General features: G+C 52.8%; 17 protein-coding genes. 13 read left to right on the forward strand and 4 right to left on the reverse strand.

Going from position 1 to position 18,327, the window contains the following annotated elements:
• Positions 1 to 44: 44 nt before the first annotated feature.
• Complete coding sequence (locus KU854_RS14485) at positions 45 to 929, forward strand: LysR family transcriptional regulator (protein ID WP_218359189.1); 885 nt, start codon at positions 45 to 47, stop codon at positions 927 to 929.
• A 90-nt stretch (positions 930 to 1,019) separates the two neighbouring features.
• Entirely contained in the window at positions 1,020 to 1,544 is a 525-nt protein-coding gene (gene tadA, locus KU854_RS14490; RefSeq protein WP_336245253.1) for a tRNA adenosine(34) deaminase TadA, read from the forward strand.
• Here tadA and KU854_RS14495 read toward each other — a convergent pair.
• Together KU854_RS14495 and mltF are read right to left on the reverse strand one after the other, a co-directional pair.
• Complete coding sequence (locus KU854_RS14495; RefSeq protein ID WP_218359190.1) at positions 1,538 to 1,699, reverse strand: hypothetical protein; 162 nt, start codon at positions 1,697 to 1,699, stop codon at positions 1,538 to 1,540. The genes tadA and KU854_RS14495 overlap by 7 nt on opposite strands.
• Positions 1,700 to 1,802: 103 nt before the next feature.
• Positions 1,803 to 3,356: a membrane-bound lytic murein transglycosylase MltF gene (gene mltF / locus KU854_RS14500; RefSeq protein WP_218359191.1), complete on the reverse strand. Its 1,554-nt coding sequence runs from the start codon at positions 3,354 to 3,356 to the stop codon at positions 1,803 to 1,805.
• Positions 3,357 to 3,657: 301 nt separating this feature from the next.
• Here mltF and purL point away from each other — a divergent pair, with 301 nt between their 5' ends.
• From purL to glnB, 3 genes are all read left to right on the forward strand, one after another.
• Positions 3,658 to 7,566, forward strand: coding sequence for a phosphoribosylformylglycinamidine synthase (gene purL, locus KU854_RS14505; RefSeq protein WP_218359192.1), 3,909 nt, complete (start codon positions 3,658 to 3,660; stop codon positions 7,564 to 7,566).
• A 126-nt stretch (positions 7,567 to 7,692) separates the two neighbouring features.
• Entirely contained in the window at positions 7,693 to 8,130 is a 438-nt protein-coding gene (locus KU854_RS14510) for a GNAT family N-acetyltransferase (protein ID WP_218359193.1), read from the forward strand.
• 98 nt (positions 8,131 to 8,228) lie between these two features.
• Complete coding sequence (glnB, locus tag KU854_RS14515; RefSeq protein ID WP_054778420.1) at positions 8,229 to 8,567, forward strand: nitrogen regulatory protein P-II; 339 nt, start codon at positions 8,229 to 8,231, stop codon at positions 8,565 to 8,567.
• Between the two features lie 87 nt (positions 8,568 to 8,654).
• On the opposite strand, the gene KU854_RS14520 is transcribed toward glnB, so the two are convergent.
• Both KU854_RS14520 and KU854_RS14525 read right to left on the reverse strand, forming a co-directional pair.
• On the reverse strand, positions 8,655 to 10,139 hold the full coding sequence (locus KU854_RS14520; RefSeq protein ID WP_218359194.1) for an alkaline phosphatase family protein: 1,485 nt from the start codon (positions 10,137 to 10,139) through the stop codon (positions 8,655 to 8,657).
• Between the two features lie 195 nt (positions 10,140 to 10,334).
• A complete protein-coding gene (locus KU854_RS14525) occupies positions 10,335 to 10,904 on the reverse strand; it encodes a YitT family protein (RefSeq protein WP_054778560.1) in 570 nt (189 codons plus the stop codon).
• Between the two features lie 518 nt (positions 10,905 to 11,422).
• Here KU854_RS14525 and glyA point away from each other — a divergent pair.
• From glyA to thiL, 8 genes are all read left to right on the forward strand, one after another.
• A complete protein-coding gene (glyA, locus tag KU854_RS14530; RefSeq protein WP_218359195.1) occupies positions 11,423 to 12,673 on the forward strand; it encodes a serine hydroxymethyltransferase in 1,251 nt (416 codons plus the stop codon).
• 121 nt (positions 12,674 to 12,794) lie between these two features.
• Positions 12,795 to 13,244, forward strand: a complete 450-nt coding sequence (gene nrdR, locus KU854_RS14535; protein ID WP_218359196.1) for a transcriptional regulator NrdR — start codon at positions 12,795 to 12,797, stop codon at positions 13,242 to 13,244.
• Positions 13,245 to 13,252: 8 nt separating this feature from the next.
• A complete protein-coding gene (gene ribD, locus KU854_RS14540; protein ID WP_218359197.1) occupies positions 13,253 to 14,365 on the forward strand; it encodes a bifunctional diaminohydroxyphosphoribosylaminopyrimidine deaminase/5-amino-6-(5-phosphoribosylamino)uracil reductase RibD in 1,113 nt (370 codons plus the stop codon).
• 21 nt (positions 14,366 to 14,386) lie between these two features.
• Positions 14,387 to 15,049, forward strand: a complete 663-nt coding sequence (locus KU854_RS14545) for a riboflavin synthase (protein WP_218359198.1) — start codon at positions 14,387 to 14,389, stop codon at positions 15,047 to 15,049.
• Positions 15,050 to 15,078: 29 nt separating this feature from the next.
• Positions 15,079 to 16,188 (forward strand): bifunctional 3,4-dihydroxy-2-butanone-4-phosphate synthase/GTP cyclohydrolase II, encoded by a 1,110-nt coding sequence (gene ribBA, locus KU854_RS14550; RefSeq protein WP_218359199.1) that lies wholly within the window; start codon positions 15,079 to 15,081, stop codon positions 16,186 to 16,188.
• A gap of 168 nt (positions 16,189 to 16,356) precedes the next feature.
• Positions 16,357 to 16,827 carry a 6,7-dimethyl-8-ribityllumazine synthase gene (gene ribH, locus KU854_RS14555; protein ID WP_218359200.1) on the forward strand — a complete coding sequence of 157 codons (471 nt, stop codon included), beginning with the start codon at positions 16,357 to 16,359 and terminating at the stop codon, positions 16,825 to 16,827.
• Positions 16,828 to 16,839: 12 nt separating this feature from the next.
• Entirely contained in the window at positions 16,840 to 17,295 is a 456-nt protein-coding gene (gene nusB / locus KU854_RS14560) for a transcription antitermination factor NusB (RefSeq protein ID WP_054778422.1), read from the forward strand.
• Positions 17,296 to 17,352: 57 nt separating this feature from the next.
• On the forward strand, positions 17,353 to 18,324 hold the full coding sequence (gene thiL / locus KU854_RS14565) for a thiamine-phosphate kinase (RefSeq protein ID WP_218359201.1): 972 nt from the start codon (positions 17,353 to 17,355) through the stop codon (positions 18,322 to 18,324).
• Positions 18,325 to 18,327: the final 3 nt, after the last annotated feature.

Raw genomic sequence — 18,327 nt, forward strand, 5'->3', positions numbered from 1 at the left:
GATAATCCATAATTCTGACAATTGACATTTACTGGTGAGTAACAATGGCGGACTGGCAAGGGATTTGTGAGTTTCTGGCGGTAGTGGAAACCGGCAGTTTTACCAAAGCATCCAAGCGTATCGGGGCTTCCACTGCGCACATCAGCCGACAGGTCGCCATGCTGGAAGAGCGCCTCAATACCCGTTTGCTGTTTCGTACCACGCGGCGGGTATCGACCACCGAAGAAGGGGCGATCTACTACCAGCATTGCCGCATGTTGGCAGACGGCTTGAAAGAAGCGGAAAGCGCCGTTACCCAGATGCACGAAACCCCCAATGGTCATATCAAACTGACCGCGCCGGTGACCTATGGTGAGAAGGTTCTGATGCCGTTGATCCTTGATTTTATGGCGCAGTACCCCGAGATCCTGATTGAGGTAGAGCTGACCAATGCAACGCTGGATTTGGTGGATTCTTCCTGCGATGTTGCCCTGCGGCTTGGCCGCCTGACTGACTCTTCTATGGTCTGCCGCCGGTTGGCAACCCGCCGACTGATAGTCTGCGGCTCGCCGGAATACCTGATCAAGTCAGGCACACCCCACACTTTGTCTGAACTCTCCCAACACAACTGCCTGCGCGGACAGCACGATTACTGGCGTTTCAGGGAAGATGGCAAAGAGCGTTCGGTGAGGGTGCGTGGCACCCTGCGTTGCAACAGTGGTATTGCGCTGCTCGATGCCGCTACAAGGGGGCAGGGATTAATTCAGCTGCCGGATTACTATCTCCATGAAGCGTTGGCGTCCGGCGCGGTGGTGAAAGTGCTGAATGCCTATCAGGACATGGAGGAGGGAATTTGGGCGCTGTTTCCACACCGTCAGCTACAGCCACTTCGGGTCAAGCTGCTGGTGGACTTTCTGGCGCTGCAACTGGCTAAAGCAAATGGTGTTTAGGATGCTATACCTAAACAACCTGAATCCTGCATCTTCAGGTTGTTTAGGTATATACTTCGCGCCCGTTATCGGTTCAGGAAAATATTCACAGTGACACAGAGTGATTTAGACCAGAAGTTTATGCAACGTGCTATCGAGCTGGCAGCCAAAGCAGAGGCCGAAGGTGAGGTGCCGGTTGGCGCAGTGGCGGTGCATAATGGTGTGGTAGTGGGCGAGGGCTGGAACCGTCTGATTGGCCAGCACGATGCAACTGCCCATGCGGAAATGATGGCGCTGCGTCAGGCAGGAAAAGTACTGCAAAACTACCGCCTGTTGGACACTGTGTTGTATGTGACGCTGGAGCCTTGCCCGATGTGCGCTGCGGCTATGGTGCACAGCCGAATTGGGCGTGTTGTTTACGGTGCGCCGGATCTGAAAACCGGGGCTGCAGGCAGTGTGATGAACCTGTTGAGCTATGAAGGTGTGAACCATCATGTGCTTTATCAGGGCGGGGTGATGGAAGCGGAATGCCGTGAACAGCTACAGGCATTTTTCCGCCGTCGACGTGCAGAGAAAAAAGCGGCGCGTGATGCACAAAGGGCTGCGCAAAGCGGCGAAAGTTCAGACGATCAGTAGTTTTCTTCCATCATGGCAAACTCCCGGATAGCAAACGTACGCTGACGCCACAGCACTTTTTTCAATGCCATATTACGTTTGATTTTGCGGCGGTTTGCGGACGCACTGGAGTTGCGGGAGAAATTGGCCTGTTGCTTGCGTTTATTGGCGAACATAACTTTCCTTCTTCAAGAATGAGCGCAGCCGAGGCTGCGCTTTTTTGTTGTGTCACCGTTATAGCTTGAGAGTGTTAACGCAACATGACAAGGGAAAGCAGAGTTATTTCTCCGCTTTCTTGTCGCCCTGCTCACCGTTGGGCGCAGGTGTCTCATCGGCAATCGGCGTTACCGTCACGTTTTCTTCGCGCTCCAACGTTTCTTCATCGCGTGGATCGTCACTCACAGTGATAGTTTGCAGATCTTCAAGGTTGTCTGCCGTATCGCTGGTAATGGCTTCTTCATTCATCTGCTCATAACCCACAATACTCTGGTAGTAACGGCGGATATTTTCCACGTAGCTCAGGGCTTCATAACCGCGGGCATAGCCGTAGCGGGTCTGTTTGTAGTACTGGCGCTTGGCCAGGAGTGGCAGGCGTTGTTTCACGTCCGCCCAGGAGTCGGGGTTGCCGCCCTGTGCTTTGGTCAGCCTGCGCGCATCCATCATGTGGCCAAAACCAATGTTGTAGGAAGCCAGTGCAAACCAGATTTTCTCATTCGGGTTAATGCTCTCCGGTACACGGTGCAACATCATACGCAGGTATTCCGCGCCACCTCTGATACTTTGCTCCGGATCCAGACGGTTTTTCACGCCCACGGATTTGGCGGTCGGCAGCGTCAGCATCATCATGCCGCGTACACCCGTTGGCGAAATGGCTCGGGGGTTCCAGTGTGATTCCTGGTAGGAGAGGGCAGCCAGCAAACGCCAGTCGAATTCGTCGGCGTATTTTTTGAACAGCGGTTCCCATTTCGGCAGCTTGGTGTCGATGGCGCGCAGGAAGGCGCGGGTGTCGACAAAATCAAAGCTGTCGATATGGCCGAAGTACTTCTCTTCCAGCGACGCCAGTTCGCCGTTTTGCGCTTTCTTACCGAAAAATTCAATCATTAGCGCGTAGACACTGTCGTCCTGCATTTTCTTCATGAACCAGGCTACAGGCTCGTCTTCGGTCAGCTCAAGCGCGACGGTGATTTCCGGGTGGGTGCGCTGCACCAGGGCAATATCAACAGAATCGGCGATGGTGAAATCCAGTTTACCGTCGGCAACCTGTTTTAGCAGTTCATCGTCATCAGTGTCTTTGACGCTTTCCCAGATAAGATCAGGGTACTCACGCTGGATGGCTTGAAGGGTCAGGGCATGGCTGGAGCCTTCCACCACAGCAACACGCGCACCGTCTTTGTTCAGTTCGGTCAGGTTACGCGGACGCCAGTGGCCGTTTTTGTACACCAGTTGCTGGCTGACATAGTAATACGCAGGCCCCGGACGGAAATGATCCAGCCGGTCTTTGGTGATGGTCAGGCCCGCTGCAATGATATCTACATCGCCGCGCTCAAGAGCAGGGAAAAGGCCGGAAAGGGTATAGGCCGGCTGCATTTCGAGTTTCACGCCAAGGCTTTGGGCAAACTGGGTGGCGAGCTCGTAGTCCAGACCGGTTGGGCCATCAGCCCCGATATAGTAAGAAAGCTGGTTATTGAGGGTACCGACTCGCAACACGCCACGATCGCGAATTTTTTCCAGCTCGGTTCTGTCGTCAAATTTCCATTCACAACCGGAAAGAAACAGCACCAGAAACAGCCCGGCAAGCAGTTGGTAGATTCGTTTTACTGCGTTCTCGTTCAAAAAGTTATGCTCACTCGTATTTCGTAGCGCCTGTTATATCAAAGCTGGCTTGATGCGAAAAGTTCAGGCGATAGCGTTACTTGCGGATTTGCTCAGCTTAGCGACAGATTATGCGGGGTAAAAAAAGTTACGCAAACGGTTGCGTCAAGTGTTACGTCGCTCACTTTTTTCCCCTATAATAGCGCCCCGAAGCCGATGGAAGTGATATCGGCGTAGCGCGGTGATTGACTCAATATTATTGAAATCATTGCGTTAGGCCAATATCACTTTAATTCACCCGCTAATCGAGAGACGTACGCACATGGAAATTTTGCGTGGTTCCCCCGCTCTGTCTGAGTTTCGTGTTCAAAAACTGCTGGAAAGCTGTAAAGCGAACCAATTACCTGTTATCAGCCTCTATGCAGAGTATATCCATTTTGCCGATCTTAGCGCGCCGCTAAGTGACAGTGAGCAACAAAAGCTCGATAGCCTGCTCACTTATGGGCCGACTATTGCAGAGCATGCGCCAACCGGCACCCTTTTCCTTGTTACCCCTCGTCCTGGCACCATTTCCCCTTGGTCTTCCAAAGCCACCGACATTGCCCGTAACTGTGGCCTGAGCCAAATCAAGCGCCTGGAGCGCGGTACGGCGTACTACGTTGAACTGTCTACTGACCTTTCAGACGAACAGCAAAAAACGCTGTCTGGCCTTTTGCACGACCGCATGATGGAAGTGATTTTCGCAAACCTGAACGATGCGGCAGCACTGTTTAAGACTGCAACACCGGCACCGATGACGGCTGTGGATGTGCTGACTGGTGGCCGCGAGGCGTTGGAAAAAGCCAACGTGGAACTGGGTCTGGCGCTGGCGGATGATGAAATCGATTATCTGGTGGAAAGCTTCACCAAGCTTGGCCGCAACCCGAACGACATCGAACTGATGATGTTTGCCCAGGCCAACTCTGAGCACTGCCGCCATAAGATTTTCAACGCAGACTGGACCATCGATGGTGTTGAACAGCCAAAGAGCCTGTTCAAGATGATCAAAAACACCTTCGAGCACAACAGCGAATATGTGCTGTCAGCATACAAAGATAACGCTGCTGTAATGGAAGGTTCGAACGTTGGCCGTTTCTTCCCGAATCCTGAATCACGCCAGTACGATTACCATCAGGAAATGGCGCACATCCTGATGAAAGTGGAAACCCACAACCACCCAACGGCGATTTCACCATGGCCAGGCGCATCAACCGGTTCAGGTGGTGAAATCCGTGACGAAGGCGCAACCGGTATCGGCGGTAAGCCAAAAGCGGGTCTGGTGGGCTTCACGGTTTCTAATTTGCGTATTCCGGGTTTTGAGCAGCCTTGGGAAACGGATTTTGGTAAACCAAACCGCATTGTTAACGCACTAGATATCATGCTGGAAGGCCCGCTGGGCGGCGCTGCATTTAACAACGAATTCGGCCGTCCAAACCTGCTCGGCTACTTCCGTACTTATGAAGAAAAAGTCACCTCGCACAACGGCGAAGAAGTGCGTGGTTACCACAAGCCAATCATGATTGCAGGCGGCATGGGCAACATCCGTGACCAGCACGTACAGAAAAAAGAAATCCCAGTCGGCGCGAAGCTGATTGTTTTGGGTGGCCCGGCGATGAACATCGGTCTGGGTGGCGGTGCAGCTTCTTCTATGGCTTCTGGCCAGTCCACTGAAGACTTGGATTTTGCGTCTGTTCAGCGTGAAAACCCGGAAATGGAACGCCGCTGTCAGGAAGTGATCGACCGTTGCTGGCAGCTTGGCGAGCAAAACCCGATTGCGTTTATCCACGACGTAGGCGCGGGCGGTATTTCGAATGCCCTGCCTGAGCTGGTGGATGACGGTGAGCGCGGCGGTAAATTCCAGCTGCGTGATGTACCGAATGACGAGCCTGGCATGAGCCCACTGGCAATCTGGTGTAACGAATCGCAAGAGCGCTATGTGATGGCGGTTGCGCCAGAAAACATGGACGTGTTCGATGCGATTTGTAAACGTGAACGTGCGCCGTATGCAGTGGTGGGTGAGGCGACAGAAGAGCGTCACCTGACGCTGGAAGACAGCCACTTCGACAACACACCCATCGACATGCCAATGGATATTCTGCTTGGCAAGCCACCGAAAATGCACCGCGACGTGACGTCGCTGAAAGTGGAAGGTCAGGCGATCAGCCGCGACGGTATCGACATCGAAGAAGCGACCCAGCGTGTGCTGCGTTTGCCTTCTGTGGCGGAGAAGACATTCCTTATCACCATCGGTGACCGCACTGTAACCGGTCTGGTAGCGCGTGACCAAATGGTCGGCCCTTGGCAGGTACCTGTCGCGAACTGTGCGGTAACCGCAGCGAGCTATGACACTTACCACGGTGAGGCTATGTCCATGGGCGAGCGTACGCCGGTGGCACTGCTAGACTTCGCTGCGTCTGCGCGTCTGGCTGTTGCGGAATCCCTGACTAACATCGCCTGTGCTGACATTGGCGACCTGAAGCGTATTAAGCTCTCTGCAAACTGGATGGCTGCAGCGGGTCACCCAGGTGAAGATGCCGGTCTTTATGAAGCGGTGAAAGCGGTGGGTGAAGAGCTGTGTCCAGCGCTGGATCTGACCATCCCTGTTGGTAAAGACTCCATGTCGATGAAAACCCGCTGGGACGAAAACGGCGAGCAGAAAGAAAACACCTCGCCACTGTCTTTGATCATTACTGCCTTTGGTCGTGTCGAAGACGTGCGCAAAACGGTAACTCCTCAACTTCGCACCGACAAAGGCGACAGCGCACTGGTGTTGGTAGACCTTGGCTGCGGCCAAAACCGCATGGGCGCAACTGCGCTGGCGCAGGTTTACAAGCAACTGGGTGACAAGCCTGCTGATGTTGACAGCCCTGAGCTGTTGAAAGGCTTCTTCAACGCGATGCAAACACTGGTTCGCGACGAGAAACTGCTGGCTTACCACGACCGCGGTGACGGTGGTCTGTATGTGACACTGGCGGAAATGGCCTTTGCCGGTCACGTGGGCGTGGAAGTGGACATCAACACCTTGTCAGCGGAAGACGAGTGCAGCGACGAACTGGCAGCACTGTTCAACGAAGAGCTGGGCGCGGTGGTTCAGGTTCGCACTGAAGATCTGGACTCTGTGCTTTCGACGCTGTCTGCGCACGGACTGGAAGCGTGTAGCCATGTGATTGGTACTCTGACAGAAGACGATGCTGTCCGTATCTGGAACGGTGACGCACTGGTGCTGGATCAAAACCGCACTGAGCTTCGTACCATTTGGGCGGAAACCACTTACCAAATGCAGGCGATGCGCGATAACCCACGCGGTGCTCAGCAAGAGTTTGACGCCAAGAAAGATGTGACTGACCCAGGTTTGTCAGCGAACCTGACTTTCGATGTGCAGGAAGACATTGCTGCACCGTTTATCGCAACTGGCGCACGTCCTCAGATGGCGATTCTGCGTGAGCAGGGCGTAAACTCCCACGTTGAGATGGCAGCGGCATTTGACCGCGCGGGCTTTGATGCCAAAGACGTTCACATGAGTGACGTATTGGCTGGCAAGGTATCTCTGGAAGAGTTTAACGGCTTGGTGGCTTGTGGCGGCTTCTCTTACGGTGACGTATTGGGCGCGGGTGAAGGTTGGGCGAAATCCATCCTGTTCAACGAGCAGGCGCGTGACCAGTTCGAGCGTTTCTTCCACCGTGGCGATTCCTTCGCGCTGGGCGTGTGTAACGGCTGTCAGATGCTGTCTAACCTGCACGAGCTTATTCCGGGTGCAGACTTGTGGCCGCGCTTCGTCCGTAACGAATCTGAGCGTTTTGAAGCCCGCTTCAGCCTGGTTCAGGTGCAGGAAAACCCATCCCTGTTCCTAAGCGGTATGGCAGGCTCCCATATGCCTATTGCGGTTTCCCATGGCGAAGGCCGCGTGGAAGTGCGAGATGCAGAGCACCTGGCTGCGATTGAACAATCGGGCACGGTTGCACTGCGCTATCTGGATAACTTCGGCAAAGTGACCGAAACCTACCCGGCGAACCCGAACGGTTCACCAAACGGTATTACCGGTCTCACCACCCGCGATGGTCGCGTCACTATCATGATGCCGCATCCAGAGCGTGTATTCCGCACGGTGGCGAACTCCTGGCACCCGGATAACTGGGGTGAGGACAGCCCATGGATGCGCATGTTCCGCAACGCGCGCGTTAAGTTGGGTTAATCCATAAGGGTAAACAGCCAAACTTGTGACACAGCCGCTACCTTCGTGTGGCGGCTTTTTTATCGGATTGCATCCGGTGTTTGGCTGGAGGTAAAGTGTTCGGGCAATTTTAAGGAGAGAAATGCAATGGACAGTGCAATCAGCTTTACACTCATTCCTACCGGTCAGGTTCCGGAATATTTGCTAAGCCGTTTTCCTTCGTTGGCAAACATCAGCGACACCATTTCCGATCTGGAAGTGCCGATGCTGGTGGCGGAAAAGCAAGGCGAGCCAGTCGCTGTGGCTGTGCTGCAACACGCCAAGCGCCATAACGGCATTATGGTCGAAGATGCTACTCTGACCTTGCTGGAAGTGGATCAGGCCAGCCGTTTGCAGGGCATTGGTAAAACGCTGCTGAATGCGCTGGAAGCCTATGCTGCTACCGTTGCCTGTGAACTGAAAGTCGATTGCGGAGCCGTGATTGGCCGTAAACCGATGCAGTCTTTACTGACCAATTCCGGTTATCAGCCACCATTTGCCTGTGGTGAAACAAAGACCACTACGTGGAAAAAATCCTTGGTGTAGTGCCTGAATTTTGCGTTAGCACTGCGTCATTCATGCAGCAGCGGTTACAATTAACGTATTGAGCTGACTGCTTGATCCAGAATTTAAGGGAATGCGATATGAAAAAAATCGAAGCGATCATCAAACCGTTCAAACTTGACGATGTGCGTGAAGCATTGGCGGAAGTGGGCATTACCGGCATGACGGTTTCTGAAGTGAAAGGCTTCGGTCGTCAGAAAGGTCACACAGAGTTGTACCGCGGTGCGGAATACATGGTGGACTTCCTGCCAAAGGTAAAACTGGAAATCGTGGTAGCTGACGATGCCGCTGACCAGTGCGTGGAAACCATCGTACAGACAGCACAAACCGGTAAGATTGGTGACGGCAAAATCTTCGTGACTGAGGTTGAGCGCGTTGTGCGTATCCGTACCGGCGAAGAAGACGAAGAAGCGATTTAATTGCCCTCCGACTTTCCCAAAACGCCGATTTTCCAAAAGCACAGAGACCGCCAACCGGCGGTCTCTGTGTTTATATCAGGCTGAACCTTATTTTTTGGTCAGGCCTGCGGCGTCATCAATCACGTGGAAGATGTAGTTTTGCTCAACCGCCCCCTGGAACAACCAGGCTTGTGGGCCCTGGGCGAAAATTGCTACGTCTTCACCGGAGTGGGTTTCTGAGCCCAGGCTGATAAGGGATTGTTGCAGGTAGTCGAGTTTGAGTGCTTCGTCTTGCGTCACCGCAGGACGAGGCGCTTTGTCATTCACCGCACCTGGGCCATTTCCGTATACGATGGTGGTGTAGGTGTTGCCATTGGTATCTTCGTTGAACTTGTCTTTTTGTTTCGATAGGCCAAGGATTGGGTTACCGCGCTGGGCATAACCGTTCATGACCATGGTGTGGGCATGGTCAGCGGTGACGATGACCAGTGTTTCTTTCGGGTCGGTTTTTTCCAGTGCGACCTTGATAGCTTCGTCATACGCCAGGGTATCTTCCAATGCACGAGCTGCATTGCCTGCGTGGTGGGCATGGTCGATACGGCCAGCTTCAACCATCAGCACATAACCGTCTTTGTCCTGACTCAGGATATCAATTGCCTTGTCCGTCATCTGTGCCAGAGAAGGCTCTTTGTTTTCAACTTTTCGGTCGGCTTCGTACTGCATGTGGCTTGGTTCAAACAGACCCAGCACGCGGGTTTTGTCGTTTACTTTGATGTTGTCGAATCCGTCGAAGTCATAAACAAACTGACCGTCGCTGTATTTGGCCTGCCATTCTTCAATCAGGTTGCGGCCATCTTTGCGCTTGCCACCTTTGTCCGGGTACTCCGGATCTTTGGCATCGGCAGGGATGAATTCTCGGCGACCGCCGCCCATCGCCACCTTGAAACCGTCGCCAGACTCAAAGCTTATTAGCTGAGATGCAATGTCCTTACAGCCGGTATTTTTGGCAATGTTTGGCATGGCGGCATCGTTTTCCCAGTTGCGGTCAGCACTGTGGGCATAGGCTGTCGCCGGTGTGGCGTGGGTAATACGCGCGGTGGAAACCACACCCAGCGCCTTACCTTTTTCACCGGCAAGGCTGAAGATGGTATCGAGTTCATTGCCAGCCACAGTGTCACAAAAGCCGCGGCGGACATTGTCATTGATATTGATGACACCGGCTTTGGTTTTGACACCGCTGACCATGGCAGTCGCCGTGCCTGCAGAATCCGGCGTTTGCATGTCGGTGTTATAGGTTTTGGACAGCGCAACGTTTGGCAGGCTTTCCAGGGTCAGGCTGTTTTCTTCGCCGGTTTTACCCTGAAGCTGACCTGCATAGATGCGTGCAGCTGTAATGGTGCCAACGCTCATGCCGTCACCGATAAACAGGATCACGTTTTTGGCTTTGCCTTCAATCGGCTTTTGCTTTTTGGCATTTTCCAGCGCGGCTTTGGCATCGGTATACCAAACGTCACCTTGTTGGCTGGGCGTCGCCAAGGCGGAAGAGGCAATCAAGGTTGTTGCGATAAGTGAGAGAGAAAATGTTGTTTTCATTGGTAGCTTCCACTGCATGAATTGTCGGCCATGATTGTTGACAGCCACGATGACAGAGCAATGATGATTAGATGACAAAATAAATACGCTTAAAGCGCGGGTGGGAGCGAATAACCAAATGAAACCGTTCGTTTTGATGCATAAAAAAGCCCTGCCATCGTGTGAAGGGCAGGGCATTTTAAAAAGAGGGGATTATCAGTAACAGACGACGTAACGGTCGGGTCTGTGGTTCATGGCCAGTACCAGGTTCAGGACAAAAGCACCGACGACTGAACAAGCCAGAAGCCAAGGGGAAACAAAGAAAAATGAGGCCATCAAGATTGTAATGTCGATCCCCATTTGGACATTTCCGGCACGGATCCCGAACTTATCCTGACAAAACAGCGCCAACACGTTAAACCCTCCGAGGCTCGCGTTGTGGCGGAAAATCATCAACATGCCCACACCCATCAGCAAGCCGCCGATCAGTCCACAGTAAAGAGGTTGCAGCCACCCGATAGTGAAAACGTGGGAAATGTGGTCAACCATCAGGGACACCATGCCACCGGCGAAAATACTGCGTAGGGCGAATTGTTTACCGAAGCGATACCATCCCATCACATAGAAAGGTATGTTGAACAGGAAATACAGGGTACCGAATGATAACTCGGTAAACTGGGAAACAAGCAGCGCAAGACCTGTCGTGCCACCGGTCAGCAATCCTGCTTGCTGGAGAAAATAAACGCCTTGAGCGACTAGAAAGGTACCAGAGAGGATCGCAATCATATCTTCAATCTGGGAATGGCGGGGGAGGTGTTGCAAGGTGTCGCTCCTTAAAAAAATGGGATGTCGTTTTTCAATGCATCCGCGACGCAAGCACGGCTATCGACTAAAAAAAGCAAGGCATATTAATGAGATTGCATTCTTGAGAGAAGAGGGGCTTTACACAGCGTTGCGTATCGGTGTCAGCAATTGGTTACGTGCTGTAAACCTGAAAACTTTACAGTGTGGTTATCCCGCGATATGAACTGAATTCATGCTGGGAATGAAAAATGACCATGTTCACTGATGCAAAAAAAATGTGATTGCTACTATCTGTTGCGCAACAAATTTTGTAGAATCGCAGCGATTGGGAATGCCATGACGAAAACGTTTGCGTCCGCATGGATACTGATGTTTGCGTCATGATGAAAATCAACTCATTCCAAGGTGAAAACCAGGTTGACCGGTTAGTTTGCTCGCGCGAGTTATCCGGTCAACTTGGTACCAAATTCCTAGGGAACAATCTGAGTCAGGAGATACAGATGCTAAAGCGTGACATGAATATCGCTGATTATGATCCGGAGCTGTTTGCCGCGATCCAGGAAGAAACTGCACGTCAGGAAGAGCACATCGAGCTCATCGCGTCAGAAAACTACACCAGCCCTCGCGTAATGGAAGCGCAAGGTTCCCAGCTGACTAACAAGTATGCGGAAGGCTACCCTGGCAAACGCTACTACGGCGGTTGTGAATACGTCGACAAAGCTGAAGCTCTGGCTATCGACCGTGCGTGTGAGTTGTTTGGTTGTGAATACGCGAACGTTCAGCCTCACTCAGGCTCTCAGGCGAACAGCGCTGTTTACATGGCACTGCTGAATCCGGGCGACACGGTACTGGGCATGAGCCTGGCACACGGTGGTCACCTGACTCATGGTTCTCCGGTTAACTTCTCAGGCAAGCACTACAACGTTATCCCTTACGGTATCGACGAAGCGGGCCAAATCAACTACGACGAAATGGAAGCGCTGGCGCTGGAGCACAAGCCGAAGATGATCATCGGTGGTTTCTCTGCGTACTCGCAAATCGTTGACTGGGCACGCATGCGTGAAATCGCGGACAAAGCAGGTGCTTACCTGTTCGTTGATATGGCGCACGTTGCGGGTCTGATTGCGGCGGGTGTTTACCCAACGCCAATCCCACACGCTCACGTTGTCACTACCACTACGCACAAAACCCTGGCGGGTCCACGTGGCGGTCTGATCCTGTCTAACGCGGGCGAAGACATGTACAAGAAGCTGAACTCAGCGGTATTCCCTGGTGGTCAAGGTGGCCCTCTGATGCACGTTATTGCTGCAAAAGCAGTGGCGTTCAAAGAAGCGATGGAGCCAGAGTTCAAAGCGTACCAACAGCGCGTGGTGGATAACGCCAAAGCCATGGTAGGTCAGTTCCAGGAGCGCGGTTACAAGATCGTTTCCAACAGCACTGAAAACCACCTGTTCCTTGTTGACCTGATTGACAAGAACATCACAGGTAAAGAAGCCGATGCAGCGCTGGGCGCAGCGAACATCACTGTGAACAAGAACAGCGTGCCAAACGACCCACGCAGCCCATTCGTTACCTCTGGTATCCGCGTAGGTACCCCGGCGATTACCCGCCGTGGTTTCACTCAGGAAGATGCCAAAGAGCTGGCGAACTGGATGTGTGACGTACTGGACAACATCGACAACGCAGAAGTTATCGACGCGACCAAAGCGAAGGTACTGGATATCTGCAAACGTCTGCCAGTATACGCATAAGCCGTTATCTGATTGAAAAAAGCACCTTCGGGTGCTTTTTTTGTGCCTGTTTTCACCACTTTCACGCTTTCCCGCTTGGGTAAATCGGTTACACTGTTCACCAATTGTTTAAGGAGGCGAGATGCACTGTCCATTTTGTGGTGCGAATGACACCAAAGTCATTGATTCCCGACTGGTCGCAGACGGTCATCAGGTGCGTCGTCGTCGCCAGTGTTTGGCGTGTAACGAACGGTATACCACGTTTGAAACAGCAGAGCTGGTGATGCCGCGTATCATCAAAACCAATGGTAACCGAGAGCCATTTAACGAAGATAAACTGCGTGGCGGCATTCAGCGGGCTCTGGAAAAACGTCCGGTGAGCACAGACGATATTGAAAAGTCGATTAACACGATTAAGTCGACCCTGCGTGCAACCGGTGAGCGTGAAGTGTCCTCTACCTTGGTCGGTAATCTGGTGATGGATGCGCTTAAAGAGCTGGATAAAGTGGCGTATATCCGTTTCGCTTCTGTGTATCACAGCTTTGAAGATATCCGCGATTTCGGCGAAGAGATCGCCCGTCTGGAAAAATAAACTGTTTTATGTTTTCAGAATTTGATTCCCAAATGATGCTGCGCGCCATTGAACTGGCAAAGCGCGGCGTTTATACCACAGCACCAAACCCCAACGTGGGTTGTGTGATCACCTTGGGTGAAGAAATCATTGGCGAAGGGTTTCATTTCCGCGCCGGTGAGCCTCATGCCGAAGTGCATGCCCTGCGCGCCGCAGGCGATCGCGTCAAAGGCGCGACCGCGTATGTCACCCTTGAGCCCTGTTCCCATTATGGCCGCACACCGCCGTGTGCTGATGCGCTGGTTGCCGCCGGCGTCAGCCGCGTGGTCTGCGCCATGGTTGACCCTAACCCGCAGGTAGCGGGGCGTGGCATTCAGCGCCTGCGTGATGCGGGCATTCACGTCGATGTTGGCTTGTTCCAGGCCGATGCTGAAGCACTTAACCCCGGTTTTATCAAAATGATGAAATCCGGCTTGCCTTATGTTCAGTTGAAGCTTGCATCCAGCCTTGATGGACGAACCGCGCTTTCTAACGGTGAAAGCAAATGGATCACCGGCAGTGAGGCACGCGCGGATGTACAGGCATTCCGCGCCAAAGCGGGTGCTGTCCTCTCTACCAGCCAGACCGTGATTGATGATAACCCATCGCTCAATGTGCGCTGGGAGCAGTTACCTCAGACGGTGCAAGCAGAGTATGCGCAAGCAGATTTGCGACAGCCCGTCCGTGTGATCCTGGATACACATGGCAAGGTATCTTCTGACGCCCATTTATTTTCCCTGGAAGGCAGCATCGTTTTGCTGACTGCAGCGCCAGATCAGGTTGCATGCCATGACGGTGTGGAAGTGGTGGCGATTGAACAAGGGAATAACGGCCTGAACCTCGACGCTGCGATGCGTGCGCTTGCAGCCCGTGGCATCAACCATATCTGGGTAGAGGCTGGGGCAACACTGGCTGGCAGCCTCCTGAGTGCTGGGCTGGTGGATGAACTGATTGTCTATCAGGCGCCTAAACTGATGGGAACTGACAGCCGCGCTCTGGTGAACCTTTCTGGGATCACTTCCATGGACGAGGTGCCGGCATATAGGCTCACTGACGTAGCGCGTATTGGTAACGACGTGCGCCTTCGCATGCAAAAGCCGTAAAAGAATACAAAGCGAATTACTATGTTTACAGGAATTATAGAAGCGGTTGGCCATATCCAGAAAATTACCCCGAAAGGCGGTGATATATCCCTGACCGTGGAAAGCGGCAAGCTGGATTTGTCGGATGTGAAACTCGGCGACAGCATTGCCACTAACGGCGTTTGTCTGACGGTGGTTCAACTCACGGGCAACGGCTATGTCGCTGATCTGTCCGGCGAGACGCTGAAACGCACAGCGTTTGCCACTTACAAAGCCGGTCAGAAAGTGAACCTGGAAAAAGCCATGCTGCCGACCACACGTTTCGGCGGCCATATGGTTTCTGGTCACGTTGACAGTGTGGCGACCGTGGTTTCACGCACCCAGACTGGCCGTGCAATAGAATTTTGGTTGGAAGCGCCTGCCAATCTGGCCAAATATCTGGCAGAAAAAGGCTCAGTCACCATTGACGGTATCAGCCTGACCATCAACGCTGTTGACGGCAACCGCTTCAAACTGACTATCGTGCCGCACACGGCACTGGAAACCACCATTAACGACTTTACCGTTGGGCATAAGGTCAACATCGAAGTGGACGTGATTTCCCGCTATTTAGAGCGTCTGATGATGGGCGATCGCGCCGCACAGCAAAGCGGGGCGGGTGGCCTTACCATGGCAAAACTCGCCGAATCAGGCTTTCTCCGTTAACGGACACCGATAAAACAGGGACAGGTATTATGACAATCAGCAGCGCAGCAGACATCATCGACGATATCCGTCAGGGCAAAATGGTTATCCTGATGGATGATGAAGACAGGGAAAACGAAGGCGATCTCATCATCGCCGCAGAAAAAATCACGCCGGAAGCGATCAATTTTATGGCCATGTACGGCCGCGGACTGATTTGCCTGACCATCACCAAAGAGCGTTGTCTGCGCTTAGGTTTACCGCTGATGGTTCAGGACAACAATGCCCAGTTTTCCACTGCCTTTACTGTCTCTATTGAAGCAGCAGAAGGGGTGACAACCGGTATTTCGGCTGCTGACCGTGCCCGCACGGTTGAAGCGGCGGTTGCGCCAAATGCGGTTGCAGCAGATTTGGTTCAACCCGGTCATATCTTCCCGTTGATGGCGCAGGATGGCGGTGTGCTCACCCGTGCAGGCCATACTGAAGCTGGTTGTGACCTGGCGCGTCTTGCGGGTTATTCGCCGGCAGCGGTGATTGTTGAAATCCTCAATGAAGACGGCACCATGGCGCGCCGTCCGGATCTGGAAAAGTTTGGTGAGAAGCATGATATCAAGCTAGGCACCATTGCTGACCTGATTGAATACCGCAATAACAACGAAACCACCATTGAGCGCGTGGCGTCCTGTAAGCTGCCGACGGAATTTGGTGAGTTTGACCTGATCACCTACCGCGACACCATCGACAATCAGGTGCACTACGCCCTTTGCAAAGGCGAAGTGAGCAACCAGCCAACGCTGGTGCGTGTTCATCTGCAGGATACTTTTACTGATTTGCTGCATTCAGACCGTTCGGCCGAGCGAAGCTGGACGCTGACCGATGCGATGAAGCGGATCAATGCCGAAGGTGGCGTGTTGGTTATCCTCGGCAAAGAAGAATCGTCTGAGTCGATTATCCATAAAGTGCGTAACTTTGAAGCGCAGGATAGCGGCGAAAAACCGGCTTCTGCCAAGTGGCAGGGTACCAGCCGTCGCGTGGGGGTGGGGTCGCAAATCCTTGCCGATTTGGGCGTTACAGAAATGCGCCTTTTGTCCTCCACCAATAAACGTTATCACGCCCTTTCTGGCTTTGGACTGAAAGTGGTGGAATATGTCGTCGACTAAACTTTCTCAATGGCGATGATGATAAACGCAGCCGAGGCTGCGTTTTTTGTTGCTGTCGGGCGGGGAAGCAGGCTTTTTTCAGCGTGGTATAAGCGCTGGCGGCGTTACAGAAAAGTGTGATAGAATCCCGCGGTTTCTCAATCCGGATAATCAGTCATAGGAAGGCCCATGAAGGTAATCGAAGGTGCATTCGCAGCACCAAATGCTCAAGTTGCTATCGTTATCTCCCGTTTCAACAGCTTTATCAACGAAAGTCTGCTGGATGGTGCTATTGATGCGCTGAAGCGTCAGGGCCAAGTAAACGAAGACAATATCACTGTAGTACGTTGCCCAGGCGCTTACGAGCTGCCATTGGTGGCACAACGTGTTGCAAAAAGCGGCCGTTACGACGCTATTATCGCTCTGGGATCAGTGATCCGAGGCGGTACGCCACATTTTGACTATGTGGCCGGAGAATGTAACAAAGGTCTGGCACAGGTTGCTCTGGAGTTTGATACTCCGGTTGCATTTGGCGTGCTGACCGTAGACACCATTGAACAAGCCATCGAACGCGCGGGTACCAAGGCTGGTAATAAAGGGGCAGAGGCTGCACTAAGCGCGCTTGAAATGGTGAACGTACTGTCCCAAATCGAATCCTAATCGGGGGTTATTGTGAAACCAGCCGCAAGACGCAATGCGCGTCATTTTGCACTACAGGCAATTTATTCTTGGCAACTGACGAAAGACAATGTTGCTGATATCGAAGCTCAGTTTTTGGCTGCAGATAACTACGAAGAAGAAGAGCATCAAGCAGATGAACCACGTCTGCGTCAGCCAGAAACCGACGTAGAATACTTCCGTGATCTGCTGTCTGGCGTTGTGCTGAACTACCAGGAACTGGACAGCAAAATGCGTCCATACCTGTCTCGTCCAATCCAAGATCTGGACGAAATGGAACATGCAATGCTGCGTCTGGCGATGTACGAACTGTGCAAACGCGAAGACGTACCTTACAAAGTGGTTATCAACGAAGCAATTGAACTGGCGAAGCGTTTTGGCGCAGAAGACAGCCACAAATTCGTTAACGGCGTGCTGGATAAAGCAGTACCGACCCTACGTAAGAAGTAAGAACGAGTTAAGACCCCAAAGGCCAGCCACGCTGGCCTTTTTGTTAGGAATGACATAATGGCCGGTAACGAATTCGATCTGATAAACCGTTACTTTAAATCTCAGCCGGTGACACGGCGCGATGTCGACCTGGGCATTGGTGATGATGCCGCAATTATTACGGTGCCGGAGAACTGCCAGTTGGTCGTTACTACCGACACGCTGGTAGCTGGAAACCACTTCCTGCCCGATGCTGACCCTGCCCTGATTGCCTACAAGGCGTTGGCATCCAATCTCAGTGACCTTGCAGCCATGGGTGCCATGCCTGCCTGGTGTTCCCTGGCGTTAACCCTCCCATCCCCTGATGAAGCCTGGCTGGATGCATTCTGCCGTGAATTTTTTGCGTTAGCAGAATATTTCCAGGTTCAGCTTGTAGGTGGTGACACTACCAAGGGGCCTTTGAGTATCACCATCACCCTGCAAGGGTTTGTCCCTGCCGGAAAAGCGCTGCGCCGCGACGGTGCCAAAACGGGAGACTGGCTGTATGTGACCGGTAATCTGGGTGATGCGACGGCAGGGCTGGATGTGATTTTGCGTGACAACCAACCGCAAAATGACACAGAGGCAACCCTGTTAGAACGCCACTACCGCTCAAATCCGCGGGTGCTTGCCGGTCAGGCATTGCGAGATATTGCTTCATCTGCACTTGATATTTCAGATGGCCTGATTTCCGATTTGCCTCATATCTTGAAAGCCAGCGGTGTGGCTGCGGTGATCAATGCGGATGCGCTACCACTGTCGGAAGCATTACTTACCTACACCGGTGATAAAGAGAAAGCGGCCAAAATGGCGCTTTGCAGTGGTGAGGAATATGAGCTGTGCTTTACGGTACCTGAAAGTCACCGCGGTGCGTTGGATGCGGCGCTGGCACACACTACAACGCCTGTGACCTGCATTGGCCAGATTCGCCATGGTGAGGGTCTGAGTGTCTTGTGGAATGGTGAGGCAGTGAATTGGTCACTGTCTGGCTGGGATCATTTTTCTGAGTGATGT

Source organism: Enterovibrio paralichthyis (genome assembly GCF_019209835.1).
GTDB classification, from domain to species: Bacteria; Pseudomonadota; Gammaproteobacteria; order Enterobacterales; family Vibrionaceae; genus Enterovibrio; species Enterovibrio paralichthyis.

What these genes read in the sequence shown, in the direction of transcription:
- KU854_RS14485 (WP_218359189.1), top strand. Translation starts at nt 45, where the DNA reads ATGGCGGACTGGCAAGGGATTTGTGAGTTTCTGGCGGTAGTGGAAACC.
- KU854_RS14495 (WP_218359190.1), bottom strand. Translation starts at nt 1,699, where the DNA reads ATGTTCGCCAATAAACGCAAGCAACAGGCCAATTTCTCCCGCAACTCC.
- purL (WP_218359192.1), top strand. Translation starts at nt 3,658, where the DNA reads ATGGAAATTTTGCGTGGTTCCCCCGCTCTGTCTGAGTTTCGTGTTCAA.
- KU854_RS14510 (WP_218359193.1), top strand. Translation starts at nt 7,693, where the DNA reads ATGGACAGTGCAATCAGCTTTACACTCATTCCTACCGGTCAGGTTCCG.
- glnB (WP_054778420.1), top strand. Translation starts at nt 8,229, where the DNA reads ATGAAAAAAATCGAAGCGATCATCAAACCGTTCAAACTTGACGATGTG.
- KU854_RS14520 (WP_218359194.1), bottom strand. Translation starts at nt 10,139, where the DNA reads ATGAAAACAACATTTTCTCTCTCACTTATCGCAACAACCTTGATTGCC.
- KU854_RS14525 (WP_054778560.1), bottom strand. Translation starts at nt 10,904, where the DNA reads ATGATTGCGATCCTCTCTGGTACCTTTCTAGTCGCTCAAGGCGTTTAT.
- glyA (WP_218359195.1), top strand. Translation starts at nt 11,423, where the DNA reads ATGCTAAAGCGTGACATGAATATCGCTGATTATGATCCGGAGCTGTTT.
- nrdR (WP_218359196.1), top strand. Translation starts at nt 12,795, where the DNA reads ATGCACTGTCCATTTTGTGGTGCGAATGACACCAAAGTCATTGATTCC.
- ribD (WP_218359197.1), top strand. Translation starts at nt 13,253, where the DNA reads ATGTTTTCAGAATTTGATTCCCAAATGATGCTGCGCGCCATTGAACTG.
- KU854_RS14545 (WP_218359198.1), top strand. Translation starts at nt 14,387, where the DNA reads ATGTTTACAGGAATTATAGAAGCGGTTGGCCATATCCAGAAAATTACC.
- ribBA (WP_218359199.1), top strand. Translation starts at nt 15,079, where the DNA reads ATGACAATCAGCAGCGCAGCAGACATCATCGACGATATCCGTCAGGGC.
- ribH (WP_218359200.1), top strand. Translation starts at nt 16,357, where the DNA reads ATGAAGGTAATCGAAGGTGCATTCGCAGCACCAAATGCTCAAGTTGCT.
- thiL (WP_218359201.1), top strand. Translation starts at nt 17,353, where the DNA reads ATGGCCGGTAACGAATTCGATCTGATAAACCGTTACTTTAAATCTCAG.